This window comes from Bacillus sp. D48C, from assembly GCF_053345735.1.
Genome location: NZ_JBKFAQ010000003.1, coordinates 15,792 through 35,731 on the forward strand (window position 1 = coordinate 15,792; position 19,940 = coordinate 35,731).

Sequence of the window (19,940 nt, forward strand, 5' to 3'; positions counted from 1 at the left end):
GAAAACGTAAATGTTTCATAGGAAACATTTTATGGAGAATAGTCAATAGGCCTAAAAGGTGGTGGAATATGTATGAAAAATACGTTTTCTCGTTTATTTGGCTTTGGAGATAAAGAGAGCGAATTCGAATTACAAGACGAAAGCCATGAAGAAATAGATAAAAAGGTATATGAAGAAATACAAGAAATTCCGATAGTAAATATTACCCCTAACCGTTATCAACCAAGAACAGTTTTTGATGATGCGCGTATTGATGAGCTAGCATTAACGATTCGTACACATGGACTTATTCAACCGATTGTTGTAAGGCAATATGAGGATGATAAGTACGAGATTATCGCTGGAGAAAGACGCTTTCGTGCGGCAACAAAGTTAGGTTGGGAAAAGGTTCCTGCAATTATAAAGAACTTAAATGATACAGAGACAGCTTCTGTAGCTTTAATTGAAAACTTGCAACGCGAGGAACTAACGGCAATCGAGGAAGCTGTGGCATATCAAAAGCTGATTGAGTTACATAATTTAACACAAGAAGCATTGGCACAACGACTTGGAAAAGGACAATCTACAATCGCAAATAAGTTGCGATTGTTAAAGTTGCCTGAAGAAATAAAAAGTGCATTATTAGAAAAAAGCATTACAGAACGTCACGCCCGCGCTCTCATTCCTTTAAAAAATGAGGAATTACAACTGAAGGTTTTACAGGAAATTGTGGAGAAACAACTGAATGTAAAGCAAACAGAAGAACGAATTGCGAAGTTACTAGAGGAAGCAAAACCGAAGCGTAAGGCAAAGCAAAAAGCAGTAAGTCGAGATACGAGGATTGCTATGAATACAATTAGACAATCTTTACAAATGGTTACTGAAAGTGGTTTGAATGTTAATTCTGAGGAAGAAGAATTTGATGAGTACTATCAAATTACAATTAAAATTCCAAAGAAAAAATAATAATGACGTGTTAGAGACCTTATCCTATTGGAGAGGTCTCTTTTACTATATTTTCTTGTTAAATGAAGAAGGAGTTTAGAAATAAATTTTGAAGTTTAATAAAGGACGTAAAAGAAAAAGTTTTATTTCATGTTACAATAAACGTAATTGTTATTAGAATAAGATAGAAAGGTTGAAAGTAGGTGACATCATGGGAAAAATCATTGCTATTGCTAATCAAAAAGGCGGTGTTGGAAAAACCACAACATCTGTTAATTTAGGGGCTGGATTGGCGCAAGTAGGTAAAAAAGTCCTTCTTGTAGATATTGATGCTCAAGGAAATGCAACGACTGGTGTGGGAATTGAAAAATCTGAATTAGATCAATGTATTTACAACGTTCTTGTGGAAGATGCAGATGTTCAAGGGGTTATACAGAAAACCGCAACGGAAAACTTAGATGTTCTACCCGCTACAATTCAATTGGCTGGTGCTGAAATTGAATTGGTACCGACTATTTCCCGGGAAGTACGTTTACAAAGAGCATTACAGCCAGTTCGTGATGAATATGATTATATTATTATCGACTGTCCCCCATCTTTAGGGTTATTAACAATTAATGCATTAACAGCAGCAGATTCTGTTATTATTCCTGTACAGTGTGAATATTACGCACTAGAAGGGTTAAGTCAGCTATTAAATACAGTTCGACTTGTACAAAAACATTTAAATAAAAATTTAGCAATTCAAGGTGTATTGTTAACGATGTTGGATGCCCGTACAAATTTAGGGATCCAAGTTATAGATGAAGTGAAAAAGTATTTTAGGGATAAAGTATATCGCTCGATTATTCCGCGTAATGTACGCTTGAGTGAGGCTCCAAGTCATGGGAAACCTATTATGCAGTATGACGCTAAATCAAGAGGAGCAGAAGTATATATAGATTTAGCAGAGGAAGTGATTGCAGGTGGCTAAGGGATTAGGAAGAGGAATTAATGTGTTTTTTCCTGATTTAGATGTGAAAGAAGAGGAAACAATTCAGGAGATTCTTGTAACTGAATTAAGGCCAAATCCATATCAACCGCGTAAACACTTTAATAAAGAGGCTATTCAGGAATTAGCAATTTCGATTAAGGAACACGGTATTCTACAACCATTAATTGCTAGGAAGAGTATTAAAGGATATGAAATCGTTGCAGGTGAAAGACGATTTCGTGCTGCAAAAGAGGCTGGTTTAGAAAAGGTACCTGCGGTTGTAAGACAATTAACTGAACAGCAAATGATGGAATTTGCTTTGTTAGAAAACTTACAACGAGAAGATTTAAATCCTATGGAAGAGGCAATGGCATACCAGATGTTAATGAATGAGCTAAATGTAACGCAAGAACAATTAGCGAAACGTCTTGGCAAAAGCAGACCTTACATTGCAAATTATACTCGGTTATTAAGCCTCCCTTCGTTCGTCCAAGATATGATTGCAAATGGTCAACTTTCAATGGCTCATGGGAGAACTTTACTTACGATAAAAGATGAAGAACAATTGAAGTCCTTATTGAAACGCATTGAAAAAGAAGGATTAAATGTTCGTCAATTAGAGAAAATCGTCCAAGAGATTAATCAACACGTTTCACGTGAAACAAAAAAAGTGAAAAAAGAGCGAAATATATTTTTCGTAGAACGTGAAACGTTCCTAAGAGAAAAGTTTGGCACAGATGTGAAAATTAAAGAGACGAAAAAAGAAAAAGGTAAAATCGAAATTGAATTTTTTAATAAAGAAGATTTGAATCGTATTTTAGAACTATTATCACAAAAAAAATAAAGAGCAAACCATCTTATTATTTATAGATGGTTTGCTTTTTTTAGTGCGGATAATTTTTGATCCGTCTCTTTTATACTTTGTGCGATTACATCGGCCATTTTCATAACTAAACTTAATCTTGTATTTTGAAGAACGAAAAACTCCATAAACCCATTTAGATTGACGATACCGTGTATATGCAGATCACCAACTGCAGGTAATTTCTTATTCATAGCAGCTCCAGGCTTACTAGGGCCCTTTCCAGTAGTGATTGACCCGATATTTTGAGACTTTCCTAAACATGCATCAACAGCAATTATAAATGCAGCAGGATATTCTTTCTGTATATTTTGAATTTTTTCTTCTAAATTTAGCGCATGTACTGGCTCATCTAGTGTACCGAATACTTGGAGGTTTTTGATGTCTATTTGTTCAAGTTTTGTACCAACTAACGGGCCGAGTGCGTCACCTGTAGAACGATCTGTTCCGATACAAACGAGAATGAGTGGTATATTAGTTTTAATAGGAATGTGGGTAAGTAAGAAATTACTGATTATCTCAGAGGCTTCTAGATCCTGGTGCATAACGTTTTGAGTTTCTTTCTCAAAAAATGGTAAGCGAAAACTTCCAATATTCATGAAGCACCCATCCTTTTAATAAATTTTCAATATATGTTATATGGTGAGAAAAATGGAAATCTATAAGTGCGTAATTTTTGCAAAATGTGAATGAAAACGGAAATAATAGTACTAGTATATATATATTCGTTCCATTTTATACCTGAATGGCGGGGGTAAAATAGGATTAAAATCATAAAATTTTTTCAGCAATTAGAGGACTTCTGATACAATAATAAGGATAACTAAAAAGAAATTTTAGCTAGAGAGGTAGAGGTACATGGATTTATTAACGAAGTGGTTTAATTCTACGAAACAGTATTTATTAGATGCTGATCGTTGGGCTCATATTGGAGTTGCGACATTAAAAATATGTATTATTTTAATAATCGGTGCAGTTGTTGTGCGAATTGCAAGAGCGGTTGTACGAAATGCGTTTCGTATGGGGAGTCGTTCTCCAATTCAAATTTCAGAACGTCGTACAGTTACAGTAGCGAAATTACTTGAAAATATTGTAGCGTACGTTGTTATGTTTATTATGCTGATTGCGATTTTAGGTGTGTTTGATATTAATGCATCAGGTTTATTAGCGGGTGCCGGGGTAATTGGTTTAGCAGTCGGATTTGGTGCTCAAAGTTTAGTGAAGGACGTTATTACAGGTTTATTTATTTTGCTAGAAGATCAGTTTTCAGTTGGCGATTATGTTAAAATCGGTCAATTTGAAGGAGTCGTTTTAGAAATTGGACTTCGTACAACGAAAGTAAAGAGTTGGACAGGTGAAATTCATACTTTACCAAACGGAAGTATTATTCAAGTTACTAACTACTCAGTTAGTAATAGTGTAGCATTTGTTGATGTATCTATTTCATATGAGGCTGATATTGCGAAAGCAGAGCAGGTTATTGAAGATTTATTAGTAGAGTTACCTTCAAAGTACGAAAAAATGGTAACAACACCTCAATTATTAGGTGTGCAAACGTTAGCTGCATCAGAAGTTATATTACGCGTTATTGCTGAAGTAGAGCCGATGCAACATGCAGTTATTGCAAGGGCACTTCGTAAAGAGATTAAAAATCGTCTTGATTTACATGGAATTGAAATTCCATATCCACGTATGGTTTTATATAATCGTGAAGAATTGGTTAGTGGAAAAGCAATTTAGTATGGAGAGGAGGAGTTTGAAGAGTGGAGCAAAAGGAATATAACTTGTACGATGTTGTGGAAATGAAGAAAGCACATCCATGTGGCGAGAATCGTTGGAAAATTATTCGTATGGGAATGGATATCCGCATTAAGTGCGAGGGATGTGACCATTCAGTAATGATTACTCGAAGAGAGTTTGATCGTAAGGTGAAAAAAATACTTGTGAAGCACGAAGAATAGAGAGAGAGTAACAGTTACAGTAGGTAACTGTTACTTTTTTTCGTTTGGCGGAAACTTGTCATTTTTTTCGTTACTATCTATAATGATGAAAGATTGAGACATAGGAGTGAAAAATATGGGATTAACGGCTGGGATTGTTGGATTACCTAACGTAGGGAAGTCCACTTTATTTAATGCAATTACACAAGCAGGAGCAGAATCTGCGAACTATCCATTCTGTACAATTGATCCAAACGTAGGGATTGTAGAAGTACCAGATGAGCGTTTAAATAAATTAACGGAATTAGTAGAACCGAAAAAGACTGTTCCGACTGTATTTGAGTTTACTGATATTGCAGGTATCGTAAAAGGTGCTAGTAAAGGTGAAGGTTTAGGAAATAAATTCTTATCTCACATTCGTCAAGTAGATGCAATTTGCCAAGTTGTTCGTTGTTTTGAAGACGAAAATATTACGCACGTTTCAGGGAAAGTAGATCCAATTGATGATATCGAAACAATCAACTTAGAGCTAATTTTAGCGGACTTAGAGTCTGTTGATAAGCGTATCGAGCGTGTTGCGAAATTAGCAAGACAAAAAGATAAAGAAGCTGTATATGAGCATGAAATTTTAGTTCGTTTAAAAGAGGCTTTTGAAGAGGGGAAACCGGCTCGTACTGTTGAATTTACAGAAGAGCAGATGAAGATTGTTAAAGGCCTTCATTTACTTACAACAAAAGAAATGTTATACGTAGCGAACGTAAGTGAAGACGATATTATCGATCCTTCGGAAAATAAATACGTACAAATGGTAAAAGAATTTGCAGAAAATGAAAATTCTCAAGTAATCGTTGTATGTGCAAAAATCGAATCAGAAATCGCTGAATTAGACGAGGAAGAGAAAAAAGTATTCCTTGAAGAACTAGGTATTGAAGAGTCTGGTTTAGATCAATTAATTCGTGCAGCATATGACCTATTAGGACTTGCTACTTACTTTACAGCTGGCGTTCAAGAAGTACGTGCTTGGACATTTAAACAAGGTATGAAGGCACCACAATGTGCTGGTGTTATTCATACAGACTTTGAGCGTGGATTTATTCGTGCAGAAACAGTTTCTTACGATGACTTAATGACAAACGGTTCTATGACAGCTGCAAAAGAAGCTGGAAAAGTACGTTTAGAAGGAAAAGAGTATATCGTAAAAGATGGAGATGTTATGCACTTCCGTTTTAACGTTTAATTTAATATTTCCTAGGAAAAATAAAGATATGAGCTTGGCGAATATATTATATGTTTGCCAAGTTTTTTATGTATTGGTGAGTTGATTCATATAACTTACTATGATATAATCTAAACTCGTGAGTAATTACTATAAATTAATTGCTCCTTGCCCATTATGGGCCGTTTAGACCAAAAGGAGGTGAAAGTGTAATGAGAAAGTACGAAATTATGTACATCATTCGTCCTGGCGTTGAAGAAGAAGCTCAAAAAGCTTTAGTTGAACGTTTTGCAGGTGTTTTAACAAACAATGGTGCAGAAATCATTAACACGAAAGAGTGGGGTAAGCGTCGTTTAGCTTACGAAATCAACGACTTACGTGAAGGTTTCTACATGATCTTAAACGTGAACTCTAACGCAGAAGCGATTAACGAATTCGACCGTTTAGCTAAGATCAACGAAGATATCCTTCGTCATATCGTTGTTAAAGAAGAAGAAAAATAATTGATATATAAGGGAGAGTGGTTCGATTGATGAATCGTGTTATCCTCGTTGGTCGTTTAACTAAGGACCCTGACTTACGTTACACGCCCAATGGTGTTGCAGTAGCTACTTTTACGTTAGCTGTGAATCGCGCATTTGCGAATCAACAAGGTGAGCGTGAAGCTGACTTTATTAATTGTGTAATATGGCGTAAACAAGCAGAAAACGTAGCAAATTATTTGAAAAAAGGAAGCTTAGCAGGCGTAGATGGACGTCTTCAAACTCGTAATTACGATGGACAAGACGGTAAACGTGTGTATGTAACAGAAGTTCTTGCGGAAAGCGTACAATTTTTAGAGCCGCGTAATGGCGGTGGGGAGCAACGTGGTTCATTCAATCAGCAACCATCAGGAGCTGGTTTCGGTAACCAAAGCTCTAACCCATTTGGTCAATCTAGTAATTCAGGTAACCAAGGTAATCAAGGGAACTCTGGATTTACGAAGAATGACGATCCATTTTCAAATGTAGGTCAACCGATCGACATTTCCGACGACGATTTACCGTTCTAATACAGTAAATTTGTTAGTTTTAACAAAGAATGGAGGGAAATAGACATGGCAGGACGCAAAGGTGGACGTGCGAAACGTCGTAAGGTGTGTTTCTTCACAGCTAACGGCATCACTCGCATTGACTATAAAGATGTTGATTTATTAAAACGTTTCGTTTCTGAGCGTGGTAAAATTTTACCTCGTCGTGTAACAGGGACAAGCGCAAAATACCAACGCAAACTTACAGTTGCAATTAAACGTGCTCGTCAAATGGCACTTTTACCATATGTTGGTGAATAATAGCGTATGAAATGCACAGTAGAGTCGGACTCTACTGTGCATTTTGCTATGCTTTTCTTTTTGAAAGAGAGGTTAAAATGTGAAACAAACAAAGTTTATTACAGAAGGTGCAGCGTTATTAGCTATATATGCAATTTTATTGCTTATATCTATGTATGTTCCGATTTTGGGTACTGTTGTAACTTTTGCTTTGCCGTTACCATTTATACTATTAACGATAAGACATAAACTATCTAATGTGCTCATGATTTTTGTAGCATCACTTTTTGTTACTATTATTGTGAGTCAACCTATGAATTTAGTGAAGACAATTATGTTTGGATTGATAGGGATTGTTTTAGGATATATGTATAAAACAAGAAAAAAGTCAGTAGAAATCTTAATAGCGGGGACGCTTGCATACTTAATTGGTTTTGTACTTATTTATGTTGCGAGTATAAAGTTTTTCAACATAGATATAATGAAGCAAATGCAAAGTATGTTTAGTGAAAGTATGGTGCAAAGTGAAAAGATAGTAAGTGCTACAGGTATGCCGATTAGTAAGGAACAAAAAGAGTTACTTACACAAATGAATGATATATTACAATCGTTATTTCCAAGTATACTTGTTCTAGTTTCAGTATGTTTTTCTTGGATTACAGTGATAATATCAGGTAGTGTTTTGAAAAAGTTAAAACATGACATTATACCTTGGCCTAAATTTAAAGATATACAATTACCAAAGAGTATTGTTTGGTATTACGTTATATTTATTTTGTTAGCAACTTTTATAAAAGTAGAACCAACATCATATTTACATATGGTATTTTCTAACCTAAATGTCATATTTACACTATTGCTTGTACTGCAAGGTCTGACATTTATCGCCTTTTTAGCGTATAGAAAAGGTTTTACTAAAGGGATTCCTATTATTAGTTTTATTGCATGCATGTTTATTCCGATGCTGTTTCCTCTTGTGACAATCTTAGGTATAATTGACTTAGGGATTTCATTGCGTTCTAAAATAGGGGGATAAAACAATATTCCTTATACTATTTTAATCTGTTTAACTAACTGGAAGGTGAGTTAGTTTTACTTTATAGGAGTTGTATACATGCCTGAATTTGATAAGAAACAGTGGTTTTTATATCCTGTTTATGTATTGGCATTTTTTGTGTTTGTGCTCATTTCAATTCTCTGTTATTTTCATTTAATTATGGGAATAGCTGCTTTTGTCATTTTTTGTATCGTATTTTTTATCGTTATACGATTTGAACTTAATTTTCAAAGGAATTTCGAAAAGCATACGACAGATATGATTACAAGAGTAAAGAAAGTAAGTAATGAAGCATTTAACCAAATGCCGATTGGTATTTTGTTATACAATAAGGATTATGGGATTGATTGGGCAAATCCTTATTTATCTTCATGTCTGGGACAGCATGCATTAGCTGGATGGCACCTTTACGATGTATCAGAAACATTACTTCTTTTCATTAAAGGAGAAACTTCTGATGATATAGTCTCTTTAAATAATCGAAAGTTTCGCGTTTTTGTAAGGAAAGAAGAAAAGTTAATTTATTTCTTTGATGTAACGGAACAAACAGAAATCGAAAAGATGTATGAGGATCAACGTACTGTTTTAGCTGTAATTTATTTGGATAATTATGATGAAGTTACACAAGGATTAGATGATCAATTACGTACGAATATAACAAGTCTTGTAACATCGCGACTAAATGAATGGGCACTTAAGTATGGTGCGTATTTAAAACGTGCATCTTCAGAAAGATTCTTCGTTGTGCTAAATGAAAGTATTCTGACGCAAATGGAGAAAGGGAAATTTAGTATTTTAGATCAGGTGCGTGAAGAAACATCTAAAAGGAATATACCACTTACATTAAGTGTAGGTGTCGGATCAGGTGATTTACCTTTGTCAGAGCTTGGGGCAATGGCTCAATCTGGTTTAGACCTTGCGCTTGGACGCGGGGGAGATCAAGTAGCCATTAAACAAGCGACAGGTAAAGTTAAGTTCTATGGAGGCAAGACAAATCCGGTTGAAAAGCGTACCCGTGTACGTGCTAGGGTCATTTCGCATGCGTTAAAGGATTTAGTATTAGAAAGTAGTAATGTCATTATCATGGGGCATAGGGCTCCTGATATGGACGCAATTGGTGCTGCGATTGGTATTTTAAAAGTGGCTCAATTAAACGAGCGTAAAGGATATATTGTATTAGATGAAAATGATTCTGATAAGGGAATTAAACGCTTGATGGACAAAGTGAAACAAAATGAGGAATTATGGTCTCACTTTATTACTCCAGAGCAAGCGATGGAATTTGCGAATGATGAGTCATTACTTGTTGTTGTTGATACACATAAACCTTCTATGGTGATGGAACAAAAATTGTTACATAAAATTGAAAATGTAGTAGTTATCGATCATCATCGCCGTGGAGAAGATTTTATTGAAGATCCATTGCTAGTTTATATGGAACCATATGCTTCTTCAACGGCAGAACTGGTTACAGAATTGCTTGAGTATCAACCGAAAAATTTAAAGATGACAATGTTAGAAGCAACGGCATTGTTAGCGGGGATTATTGTCGACACGAAAAGTTTCACATTCCGGACGGGGGCTCGTACGTTTGATGCTGCTTCCTATTTACGCTCACATGGTGCAGATACTGTACTTGTACAAGAACTTTTAAAGGAAGATATGGATCAGTATTTACGGGTTGCAAAAGCTATAAAAAATGCGTACATTTATAAAAATGGAATTGCGATTGCTAAAGTTGATAGTGATGATTACTACGATCAAGTGCTTATTGCGCAATCAGCTGACACGTTATTAACAATGACAGGAATTATTGCATCATTTGTTGTTGCGAAACGTGGCGAGAATCTCATTGGAATTAGCAGCAGGTCTTTAGGTGAAGTGAATGTGCAGCTAATTATGGAAAACTTAGGTGGTGGCGGGCATTTGACGAATGCAGCCACACAAATGAAAAATGTTACAGTAGATGAAGCCGAGGAGAAGCTTCGATTTGTTATTGATGACTATTTACAGGGAGGCACACAATCATGAAAGTAATTTTTCTAAAAGACGTAAAAGGTAAAGGTAAAAAAGGAGAAGTAAAAAACGTACCAGATGGCTATGCAAATAACTTCTTACTAAAACAGGGATTGGCTGCTGAAGCAACAAATAGCAGTATGAAAACTTTAGAAGCTCAAAAGCGTAAAGAAGAAAAAGATGCAGCAGCAGAAGTTGAGAATGCAAAAGAGCTGAAAGAAACATTAGAGAAATTAACTGTAGAAGTAAAAGCGAAATCTGGAGAAGGTGGCCGTTTATTCGGTTCTATTACGAGCAAACAAATCGTAGATGCGATGCAAAAATCACATAAAATTAAACTTGATAAACGTAAATTTGAAATGGATGATGCAATCCGTGCATTAGGCTACACAAATGTAACAGTGAAATTGCATCCGCAAGTAACAGCGACAGTAAAAGTTCATGTTAGTGAACAATAAAAATAAATTAAGCAAGGAGGATTGCGTATGAGTGATGTACTTGCTGATCGTACCCCTCCGCATAATATAGAAGCCGAGCAGGCGGTTTTAGGGGCCATATTAATTGATCAAGATGCGTTAACATCAGCATCAGAGTTATTGGTACCTGACTCATTCTATCGAACGAAACATCAAAAGATTTTTGAGGTAATGCTTGGGTTATCTGACAAAGGAGAACCGATCGATTTAGTAATAATGACATCAGCGATGGCTGATCAAGGATTACTAGAAGAAGTTGGTGGAGTGTCTTATCTAGCAGAGTTAGCAGAAGTTGTTCCAACAGCTGCTAACGTTGAATATTATGCACGTATCATCGCTGAAAAGGCACTTTTACGTCGTTTAATTCGAACAGCGACTCATATTGTGTCGGATGGATACGAGAGAGAAGATGACGTAGACGGCCTTTTAAATGAGGCCGAGAAAAAAATATTAGAAGTATCCCATCAAACGAATGCAAAAGCATTTCAAAATATTAAAGATGTTCTTGTAGATGCTTATGATAAAATTGAACTTTTGCATAATCAAAAAGGTGAAGTTACTGGGATACCAACTGGATTTACTGAATTAGATAAGATGACGGCAGGTTTCCAGCGAAATGATTTAATCATCGTAGCAGCACGTCCGTCAGTAGGGAAAACTGCATTTTCATTAAATATTGCACAAAACGTAGCGACGAAAACGGATGAAAATGTAGCGATTTTTAGTTTGGAGATGGGCTCCGATCAGCTTGTTATGCGTATGCTTTGTGCAGAAGGAAATATCGATGCGCAAAGACTTCGTACCGGGTCATTAACTTCTGATGATTGGGCGAAATTAACAATGGCGATGGGTAGTCTTTCAAATGCCGGTATATATATTGATGATACACCAGGAATTAAGGTAAATGAGATTCGAGCGAAATGTCGTAGACTAAAGCAAGAACAAGGTCTTGGTATGGTTTTAATTGACTACTTACAGCTTATTCAAGGAAGTGGGAAATCAGGTGAGAACCGTCAGCAGGAGGTATCTGAGATTTCTCGTACTTTAAAAGGGATTGCGCGTGAATTGCAAGTGCCTGTTATTGCCTTATCACAGTTATCTCGTGGTGTAGAATCTCGTCAGGATAAACGCCCGATGATGTCTGATATTCGTGAATCTGGTAGTATTGAGCAGGATGCTGATATTGTAGCTTTCCTATATCGTGAAGATTACTATGACCGTGAAACGGAAAATAAAAATACGATTGAAATTATCATTGCAAAACAACGTAATGGTCCGGTAGGTTCAGTAGAGCTTGCGTTTGTTAAAGAATTTAATAAATTCGTTAATTTAGAACGACGCTTTGAGGATGGGGCATAAAGGCAGTATAAAAAAGAAACACATTTCTTATAATAAGATGTGTTTCTTTTTTTATGGGATAAAGATAAGGCTTTCATAAGGTGAAAATATAATTCTTACGAACGAAAATGATTTTTAATAAAAAAATGTTCGCTTTTTGGTTGACTTCTTTTTCGGTTTTGGTACAATTATATTGTTTGAATAGATCGTTTGAAAATTGCGGAGGTGCTTTAATAATGTCTTCAGTAGTAGTTGTAGGAACACAATGGGGCGACGAAGGAAAAGGTAAAATCACTGATTTTCTTTCTGAGCATGCGGAAGTAGTTGCAAGATATCAAGGTGGAAATAACGCGGGACATACAATTGTTTTCGGCGGAGTTAAATATAAGTTACACTTAATTCCATCTGGTATTTTCTATAAAGAGAAAATTTGTGTAATCGGAAATGGCTTAGTAGTAGATCCGAAAGCATTACTTGAAGAGTTAAAATACTTACACGACCGTGGTGTAAGTACTGATAATTTACGTGTAAGTAACCGTGCACACGTTATTTTACCTTATCACTTAAAACAAGATGAGTTAGAAGAGGCTAGTAAAGGTGATAACAAAATCGGTACAACGAAAAAAGGTATCGGTCCTGCATATATGGATAAAGCTGCTCGTATTGGTATCCGTATGGCTGATCTTTTAGACCGTGAAGCATTTAAAGAGAAGCTTGAGCGCAATTTAGTAGAGAAAAATCGTTTGTTTGAAAAAATGTACGATACAGAAGGTTTCAGCGTAGAGGAAATCTTTGAAGAGTACTTCGAATATGGACAACAAATCGCACAATATGTATGCGACACATCTGTTGTATTAAATGATGCACTAGATAACAATCACCGTGTATTATTTGAAGGTGCACAAGGTGTTATGCTTGATATTGACCACGGTACGTACCCGTTCGTTACATCTTCTAACCCGATTGCGGGTGGTGTAACAGTTGGAACTGGAGTTGGCCCTGCGAAAGTTACTCGCGTTGTAGGTGTATGTAAAGCATATACAAGCCGTGTTGGTGACGGTCCATTCCCTACTGAACTTAATGATGAAATTGGTCATCAAATTCGTGAAGTTGGTCGTGAGTACGGAACAACAACTGGTCGTCCGCGCCGCGTAGGTTGGTTCGATAGCGTTGTTGTAAGACATGCGCGTCGTGTTAGTGGTTTAACGGATCTATCATTAAATTCTATCGACGTTCTAACAGATATTCCAACTCTTAAAATTTGTGTTGCTTACAAATACAATGGCGAAGTTATCGATGAAGTTCCAGCAAACTTAAACATTTTAGCGAAATGTGAGCCTGTATATGAAGAGCTTCCAGGTTGGACAGAAGATATTACTGGTGTAAAATCATTAGACGAGCTTCCTGAAAATGCAAGAAAATACGTAGAACGTGTTTCTGAGTTAACAGGAATTCAATTATCTATGTTCTCAGTTGGACCAGATCGTAACCAAACGAATATTGTTCGTAATGTATACGAAGCTTAATTGATATTTTTAGAAAAAACTCATGTCCGCATGAGTTTTTTCTTATCTTTTATAAAAAAATGAAAAAAAGTATTGCGAAGAATACAGAATACATGTTATGATACATCTTGTCGTCACGAAAATATGACGTTGGTGAGTATGAGCCATTAGCTCAGTTGGTAGAGCATCTGACTTTTAATCAGAGGGTCGAAGGTTCGAATCCTTCATGGCTCACCATTTTATTTTTCGTGGCCCGTTGGTCAAGTGGTTAAGACACCGCCCTTTCACGGCGGTAACACGGGTTCGAATCCCGTACGGGTCATGTTTTTTTATGCTTATTTTTGGTCCCGTGGTGTAGTGGTTAACATGCCTGCCTGTCACGCAGGAGATCGCCGGTTCGACCCCGGTCGGGACCGCCACTTTTGTTTATACCACCATTAGTGGTTTTATATATAGTTTTGGCTCGGTAGCTCAGTCGGTAGAGCAGAGGACTGAAAATCCTCGTGTCGGCGGTTCGATTCCGTCCCGAGCCACTCTCAGGATATTAAGTGGGCCCACTTAATATCCTTTTTATTTATGTAATTTTACAAAACTGAGTAGTTATTTTAAAATAGAACGAGGAGCCTCTAGCAGTTGAAGCTAGAGGTTTTTCTATAGATCGTATAGGATGCCGTGTAAAAGTGGATCATACATGAGTCTATGAGAATAGAGGAGAAAATACTTAAACAAAGGATGCGGTCATATAGGACATACTATGTAAACATCGATATGTTTAGGGATTATTGACCATATTTTTATAAGGAGGAAATAGACGATGATGGGAAAGAAAATTTTAGTAGTTGATGATGAAAAGCCGATTGCAGATATTTTGAAGTTTAATCTAGAAAAAGAAGGTTTTGAAATAGTAATGGCGCATGATGGTGATGAAGCAATTGAAAAAGCTAATGAAGAACAACCAGATATGGTTTTATTAGATATTATGCTACCGGGTAAAGATGGATTAGAGGTTTGCCGTGAAATACGTAAAAGTTCAGAAATGCCGATTATTATGCTTACAGCAAAGGACTCTGAGATTGATAAAGTATTAGGGCTTGAGCTTGGGGCAGATGATTATGTAACGAAGCCATTTAGTACGAGGGAATTACTTGCTCGTGTGAAGGCGAATTTACGCCGTCATCAACAAGGTGGTTCTGCAGAAAAAGAAGAAAATACAGAAATGGTTATTGGACCAATTGTTATTAATCCAAATGCATATAGTGTAACGAAGCGCGAGGAAAATATCGAGCTTACACATCGTGAATTTGAGTTGCTACATTATTTAGCGAAACATTTAGGACAAGTTATGACACGCGAACATTTATTACAAACAGTTTGGGGTTATGACTATTTTGGAGATGTGCGCACAGTAGACGTAACAGTACGTCGTTTGCGTGAAAAAATTGAAGATAATCCAAGCCATCCTACTTTAATTGTAACTAGACGTGGAGTAGGGTATTACTTGCGTGACCCAGAGCAGGAATAGTATATGAAGAAAGTTGGTTTTTTTCAATCTATTCATTTAAAATTTGTGCTTATATATATGCTATTAATATTAATAGCGATGCAAGTTATTGGGGTTTATTTCGTAAGGGAATTAGAGAAGAGCCTAGTACAAGGTTTTAGGGATTCTTTAACGCAGCAAACAAACTTATTATCATATAACTTGAAACAAGAGTTTAAAAAAAGTTATACAAAAGCAGAAACAGAGTCAACAGATGAAACCATTAAAACTTCTATTCGAAAATTTGCCTCTGATCAAAAGAAAGTTATACAAGAGGTAAGTGTATTTGATTCGCATAGAAAGTTATTGGCTATTTCAGATGAATCAAAGCAGAATAAGGTGAATAGAACATCAACTGATATAGCTGTTCAGCGAGTGTTAGTACAAAAAAAGCCAGAAGTGAAAATTGAGAAGGATGGTAGTACAGGCCATCGTGTTCAAGTTATGCTTACTCCGATTCTAGATGATAATGGCAAGGATGCGCTTGGTGTTATATACATCGTTGCATCTATGGAAGATGTATATAAACAAATGAAGGATATAAATCAAATTTTTGCTACGGGAACAGTAATTGCCTTATTAGTAACGGCCGTACTTGGGATTTTATTGGCTCAAACAATTACAAGACCAATTTCAGATATGCGGAGACAAGCAATCGAAATGGCAAAAGGAAATTATTCGAGAAAAGTAAAAGTGCATAGCCATGATGAAATTGGACAACTGGCATTATCCTTCAATAATTTATCAAAAAAATTACAACAAGCTCGTTCTTCTACAGAAAGTGAAAGGCGTAAATTATCATCCGTTTTATCACATATGACAGATGGAGTAATTGCTACTGACCGAAAAGGGGATATTATTTTACTAAATGACCCTGCGGAAAAGATGTTAAATGTTTCTCGTGAAACAGCGCTCGATCAATCTGTTTTAGAGGTATTAGGGATACAGGAAGAATTTACGCTCGATCATTTATATGAAGAGCCAGATTCTGTGTTATTAGATTTTAGTACGAGAAACGAACCATATATTTTACGTGCTAGTTTCTCTGTTATTCAAAAAGAAACAGGGAAGGCCAATGGCTTAATTGCTGTACTATATGATGTAACAGAGCAGGAGCGTATAGAAGGGGAACGCCGTGAGTTTGTGGCGAATGTCTCTCATGAATTAAGGACGCCATTAACGACGATGCGCAGTTATTTAGAGGCACTTACAGATGGAGCGTGGCAGGATCCGAATATTGCACCACAATTTTTAACGGTTACACAAGAAGAAACAGAAAGAATGATTAGACTTGTAAATGCGTTGTTACAGCTATCTAAACTTGATAGTACAGAGCACCGTTTAATGAAAGAATGGGTCGACTTTACTGATTTCTTTAATAATGTTATTGATCGCTTTGAAATGTCTAAAGAGCAAAATGTAAGTTTCAAACGATCTTTCTCTAAAAAATCTAGGTTTATTGATATGGATACTGACAAAATTACTCAAGTGCTGTATAACATTATTTCTAACGCATTAAAGTATTCACCAGAAGGTGGAACAGTAACATATCGCTTACGTGATCGCGGTGATTTATTAGAAATTAGCGTAAGTGACCAAGGAATGGGTATTCCAAAAGAAAACGTTGATAAAATCTTTGAACGTTTTTATCGCGTAGATAAAGCTCGTTCAAGACAAATGGGTGGTACGGGACTTGGATTAGCAATTGCAAAAGAAATGATTGAGGCACATGGTGGCTCTATTTGGGCGAAGAGTGAAGAAGGAAAAGGGACAACTATTTATTTCACGTTACCAATGGCAGCAGATGAAGAGGACGATTGGGAATGAGTATGGAAAACTTTAAAACAATAGTTTTAATTAACCTAGTCGTAATTAGCCTATTTCTTACTTTTAACCTATGGACGTATGTGCCAGATTCTACATCCATGCAAAACGCGAAATTTGTACAGGGCAATGAAGGAACGAATCAAACTAAAATTGCCGATGTTGTCCGTCCTACTTCTATCATCGTGCATAAAGATAAAAATCATTATGGGAGCAGAAGAGAGGCAGATATAGAATCAATCTATAAGCCTCTGGAAGTAGGGGAACTACATGAGTTTAGAGAGATATCAATCACTAAGGGTGATTTCCTGTCCTATGTGCATGGTGAAGGGAAAATTGAACTTGTTTTCCCTACCGATATCCCATTTGATGCAGTTAAATCCATGTTTAACATGAAAGAGAAAGGTACAGATAAGCCTAAACATTTTAATCGTATTCTTCTTGATCCTTCTAGAAGTAAGGATCAAGAAATTAAAATTAACTTTGTTTCTGATGGTGATAACTTTAAAATATATGAGGCAAAATTAAGTGGCGTGTATTTAAAAGATATTGTAAATGCCCAAAATCAATTTATAGTATCAGCAAAGCCTTATTTTGATTATCAAATCAATGATATGAAAAAGTTATTTTTACCAGATGGAACGACAGAGTTAAACAATATAACATATATCTCATCTAATTTAGCAGTGGATACGTTTAAGAATGCTCTGTTTAGTGATCCTCGTTATTTAAGTCCAATTACTGAGATATCGAAAGAAACATTTACAGATGGTATTAGATCTATGGAAATTGAAGACGATCGTCACATGCTAAAGTATAAAAACTCTTCTGTCTTAACTGAGAAAACGATAGATAATTTAATGCTGTTACAAAAAAGCTTTGAATTCGTAAGTGGTCACAGTGGAAGTTTGGATTCATATCGTTTGGACTATATGAATAAAGGAGAGACAGTGTTTCGCTTACATGAAGATGGATATTCCGTATTCAATACAGATGGATTAGCTGAATTGAGACAAAAATGGGGATCAGAAGAAGTAATGGAATATGAAAGACCGTTGCTGTCTTTAAATACTAAAGGCATAGAACAGAAGGTTACTCTTCCGTCAGGGCATGTTGTAATAGCATCTCTAGAAAATAATCCAGAGATAAAGAAACAAGTAATTAAGGATATTGGTATTGGATACAAGTTATCACTAGATGGACAAGTAGTTCGACTACAACCAATTTGGTATGTAAAGCTTGTTGAAGGTGAAACAGGTAAACAGAAAATCTATGAGTGGAGTGAGGGAGGACTAAATGGATTGGGATCGGATTAAAACCATATTTATTGTGACCTTTTTTGTTTTGGACCTCTTTCTCATTTTTCAATTCATTCAAAAGCAAGATAGTAATCAATTGGAGCTTATTGCAGAAACAAAGATAGATCAAGAATTAAAGGCAAACAAAATTACTATAGGGAATATCCCTAAGGAACCGAAAAAAGAGTCGTTTATTAGAGCGGAAAATAAAGCCTTTAAAGAAGATGATATACAGTCTTTGAAAAATCAAGCGGCGCATATACAAAATATGTACAAGATAGAAAGTAAGCTAAAAGAGCCTTTTTTAAATACGAAATCATTATCAAAAGATAAGTATAATGAATTTTTGAAGAACTATGTATTGGATGGACAAAAGTATGAATTTGGAGCGGTGAAAGACTCTAAAATTTATTTCTTCCAAAAATATAAAGATAAGCCTATTTTCTATAATAATCAGGCGATGATTGTTGTGGAATTAAATGAAAAAAATGAACTTGTTTCATATACGCAGACAATGCTAACTGATTTAAAAGAAATGGGCGAAGGTGAAAAAACGAAAGAGCAAGAAATTATTACGGCTCAAACAGCTTTAGAAAATTTGTATTTAAAAAATAAAATTCATGGAAATACGCATGTTAAAGAAGCACAAATTGGCTATGCCACTCTTACCGCATCTACTTCTAATAACCAAGTACTTGCTCCAACGTGGAATTTAAAAACGGAGCAGAAACAGGACTTCTTTGTGAATGCAATTGAAGGACAAGTTATGGAATTAGGGGAAAAGGAAAATCAAGTGGTTGATGAACATACTGGAGTGAGAAAGAATGGGGTTGCATTTTAGCGTACTTGCAAGTGGAAGTACAGGAAATATGCTATACGTAGGAACCGATGAAAAAAAATTACTAGTCGATGCAGGTTTAAGTGGTAAAGCGACAGAGGCTTTATTTAAACAAGCAGAACTGAATATAAATGATGTATCAGGTATTCTTGTAACACATGAGCATAGTGATCATATTAAAGGGTTAGGTGTATTGGCGCGTAAATATGATTTACCCGTTTATGCGAATGAGAAAACATGGAATGCAATGGAACATTTAATAGGAAATATCCCAACTGAGCAAAAATTCATTTTCTCAGTTGGGGATGTGAAAACATTTGGTGATATTGAAGTCGAATCATTTGGAGTTTCTCATGATGCGGCAGAACCGATGTTTTATGCTTTCCATAACAATAATAGGAAATTAGCACTTATTACAGATACGGGATACGTAAGCGACCGTATGAAGGGCGTTATTAAGGGAGCTAATGCTTTCGTATTTGAAAGTAATCATGATGTGGAAATGCTTCGTATGGGACGTTACCCATGGAGCATTAAACGACGTATTTTAAGCGACGTTGGGCATGTTTGTAATGAAGATGCTGCATTAGCAATGGCAGATGTAATTACAGATGAGACAAAGCATATTTATTTAGCCCATTTAAGCTTAGATAATAACATGAAAGAACTAGCTCGTATGTCAGTATCACAAGTACTAGAGGAAAAAGGATTTGGAGTGGGTGAATCCTTTGAAATTCACGATACAGATCCAAAAATGCCTACAAAAATTCAATACGTATAATTCTTCATTTTAGTAAACAATAAAGGTGAATATAGTTGTTTTC

The 19,940-nt window shown here is 35.9% G+C and carries 20 protein-coding genes and 4 tRNA genes; 23 read left to right on the top strand and 1 reads right to left on the bottom strand.

Annotated features, from left to right (window positions below; all coding sequences use genetic code 11):
- Positions 1 to 72: 72 nt before the first annotated feature.
- The 3 genes from noc to spo0J all read left to right on the top strand — a co-directional run bounded on the left by noc (position 73) and on the right by spo0J (position 2,741).
- Entirely contained in the window at positions 73 to 945 is an 873-nt protein-coding gene (noc, locus tag ACLBXA_RS08980) for a nucleoid occlusion protein (protein WP_000799016.1), read from the top strand.
- Positions 946 to 1,135: 190 nt separating this feature from the next.
- A complete protein-coding gene (soj, locus tag ACLBXA_RS08985) occupies positions 1,136 to 1,897 on the top strand; it encodes a sporulation initiation inhibitor protein Soj (RefSeq protein WP_000516114.1) in 762 nt (253 codons plus the stop codon).
- On the top strand, positions 1,890 to 2,741 hold the full coding sequence (spo0J, locus tag ACLBXA_RS08990; RefSeq protein WP_001051833.1) for a stage 0 sporulation protein Spo0J: 852 nt from the start codon (positions 1,890 to 1,892) through the stop codon (positions 2,739 to 2,741). The genes soj and spo0J overlap by 8 nt, the downstream gene beginning before the upstream one ends.
- Before the next feature lie 20 nt (positions 2,742 to 2,761).
- Here the strand turns inward: spo0J and yyaC are convergent, their stop codons facing one another.
- Positions 2,762 to 3,358, bottom strand: a complete 597-nt coding sequence (gene yyaC / locus ACLBXA_RS08995; protein ID WP_001020711.1) for a spore protease YyaC — start codon at positions 3,356 to 3,358, stop codon at positions 2,762 to 2,764.
- A gap of 259 nt (positions 3,359 to 3,617) precedes the next feature.
- Between yyaC and ACLBXA_RS09000 the strand changes: the two genes are divergently transcribed.
- The 20 genes from ACLBXA_RS09000 to ACLBXA_RS09095 all read left to right on the top strand — a co-directional run bounded on the left by ACLBXA_RS09000 (position 3,618) and on the right by ACLBXA_RS09095 (position 19,897).
- Positions 3,618 to 4,499: a mechanosensitive ion channel family protein gene (locus ACLBXA_RS09000; protein WP_000365111.1), complete on the top strand. Its 882-nt coding sequence runs from the start codon at positions 3,618 to 3,620 to the stop codon at positions 4,497 to 4,499.
- 23 nt (positions 4,500 to 4,522) lie between these two features.
- Positions 4,523 to 4,720, top strand: a complete 198-nt coding sequence (locus ACLBXA_RS09005; RefSeq protein WP_000435486.1) for a DUF951 domain-containing protein — start codon at positions 4,523 to 4,525, stop codon at positions 4,718 to 4,720.
- A gap of 115 nt (positions 4,721 to 4,835) precedes the next feature.
- Positions 4,836 to 5,936 (top strand): redox-regulated ATPase YchF, encoded by a 1,101-nt coding sequence (gene ychF, locus ACLBXA_RS09010; RefSeq protein WP_000524658.1) that lies wholly within the window; start codon positions 4,836 to 4,838, stop codon positions 5,934 to 5,936.
- 191 nt (positions 5,937 to 6,127) lie between these two features.
- Positions 6,128 to 6,418, top strand: coding sequence for a 30S ribosomal protein S6 (rpsF, locus tag ACLBXA_RS09015; protein ID WP_001233781.1), 291 nt, complete (start codon positions 6,128 to 6,130; stop codon positions 6,416 to 6,418).
- A gap of 26 nt (positions 6,419 to 6,444) precedes the next feature.
- The gene (gene ssb / locus ACLBXA_RS09020) at positions 6,445 to 6,966 is read left to right on the top strand and encodes a single-stranded DNA-binding protein (protein WP_000981963.1); all 522 of its coding nucleotides are present in this window, start codon (positions 6,445 to 6,447) and stop codon (positions 6,964 to 6,966) included.
- A gap of 45 nt (positions 6,967 to 7,011) precedes the next feature.
- The gene (rpsR, locus tag ACLBXA_RS09025; protein ID WP_000918873.1) at positions 7,012 to 7,245 is read left to right on the top strand and encodes a 30S ribosomal protein S18; all 234 of its coding nucleotides are present in this window, start codon (positions 7,012 to 7,014) and stop codon (positions 7,243 to 7,245) included.
- A 79-nt stretch (positions 7,246 to 7,324) separates the two neighbouring features.
- On the top strand, positions 7,325 to 8,260 hold the full coding sequence (locus ACLBXA_RS09030) for a YybS family protein (RefSeq protein ID WP_000814842.1): 936 nt from the start codon (positions 7,325 to 7,327) through the stop codon (positions 8,258 to 8,260).
- Between the two features lie 78 nt (positions 8,261 to 8,338).
- Complete coding sequence (locus ACLBXA_RS09035) at positions 8,339 to 10,312, top strand: DHH family phosphoesterase (RefSeq protein ID WP_001113785.1); 1,974 nt, start codon at positions 8,339 to 8,341, stop codon at positions 10,310 to 10,312.
- The gene (gene rplI / locus ACLBXA_RS09040; RefSeq protein ID WP_000864237.1) at positions 10,309 to 10,755 is read left to right on the top strand and encodes a 50S ribosomal protein L9; all 447 of its coding nucleotides are present in this window, start codon (positions 10,309 to 10,311) and stop codon (positions 10,753 to 10,755) included. The genes ACLBXA_RS09035 and rplI overlap by 4 nt, the downstream gene beginning before the upstream one ends.
- A 27-nt stretch (positions 10,756 to 10,782) precedes the next feature.
- Positions 10,783 to 12,132 carry a replicative DNA helicase gene (gene dnaB, locus ACLBXA_RS09045; RefSeq protein WP_001286147.1) on the top strand — a complete coding sequence of 450 codons (1,350 nt, stop codon included), beginning with the start codon at positions 10,783 to 10,785 and terminating at the stop codon, positions 12,130 to 12,132.
- A 215-nt stretch (positions 12,133 to 12,347) separates the two neighbouring features.
- Positions 12,348 to 13,637 (top strand): adenylosuccinate synthase, encoded by a 1,290-nt coding sequence (locus ACLBXA_RS09050; protein WP_000100230.1) that lies wholly within the window; start codon positions 12,348 to 12,350, stop codon positions 13,635 to 13,637.
- A 140-nt stretch (positions 13,638 to 13,777) separates the two neighbouring features.
- Positions 13,778 to 13,853 (top strand) — tRNA-Lys (locus tag ACLBXA_RS09055).
- Between the two features lie 13 nt (positions 13,854 to 13,866).
- Positions 13,867 to 13,938, top strand: a tRNA-Glu gene (locus tag ACLBXA_RS09060).
- Between the two features lie 21 nt (positions 13,939 to 13,959).
- A tRNA-Asp gene (locus ACLBXA_RS09065) sits at positions 13,960 to 14,035 on the top strand.
- A gap of 41 nt (positions 14,036 to 14,076) precedes the next feature.
- A tRNA-Phe gene (locus ACLBXA_RS09070) sits at positions 14,077 to 14,149 on the top strand.
- A gap of 281 nt (positions 14,150 to 14,430) precedes the next feature.
- Positions 14,431 to 15,138, top strand: a complete 708-nt coding sequence (gene walR, locus ACLBXA_RS09075; RefSeq protein ID WP_000971869.1) for a cell wall metabolism DNA-binding response regulator WalR — start codon at positions 14,431 to 14,433, stop codon at positions 15,136 to 15,138.
- A gap of 3 nt (positions 15,139 to 15,141) precedes the next feature.
- Positions 15,142 to 16,983 (top strand): cell wall metabolism sensor histidine kinase WalK, encoded by a 1,842-nt coding sequence (walK, locus tag ACLBXA_RS09080; protein ID WP_000755366.1) that lies wholly within the window; start codon positions 15,142 to 15,144, stop codon positions 16,981 to 16,983.
- Positions 16,980 to 18,296, top strand: coding sequence for a YycH family regulatory protein (locus ACLBXA_RS09085; RefSeq protein WP_000061567.1), 1,317 nt, complete (start codon positions 16,980 to 16,982; stop codon positions 18,294 to 18,296). Before walK ends, ACLBXA_RS09085 begins: the two co-directional genes overlap by 4 nt.
- Positions 18,277 to 19,119 carry a two-component system regulatory protein YycI gene (locus ACLBXA_RS09090; protein WP_098900131.1) on the top strand — a complete coding sequence of 281 codons (843 nt, stop codon included), beginning with the start codon at positions 18,277 to 18,279 and terminating at the stop codon, positions 19,117 to 19,119. Before ACLBXA_RS09085 ends, ACLBXA_RS09090 begins: the two co-directional genes overlap by 20 nt.
- Positions 19,103 to 19,897: an MBL fold metallo-hydrolase gene (locus ACLBXA_RS09095; protein WP_000522837.1), complete on the top strand. Its 795-nt coding sequence runs from the start codon at positions 19,103 to 19,105 to the stop codon at positions 19,895 to 19,897. Before ACLBXA_RS09090 ends, ACLBXA_RS09095 begins: the two co-directional genes overlap by 17 nt.
- Positions 19,898 to 19,940 lie beyond the last annotated feature (43 nt).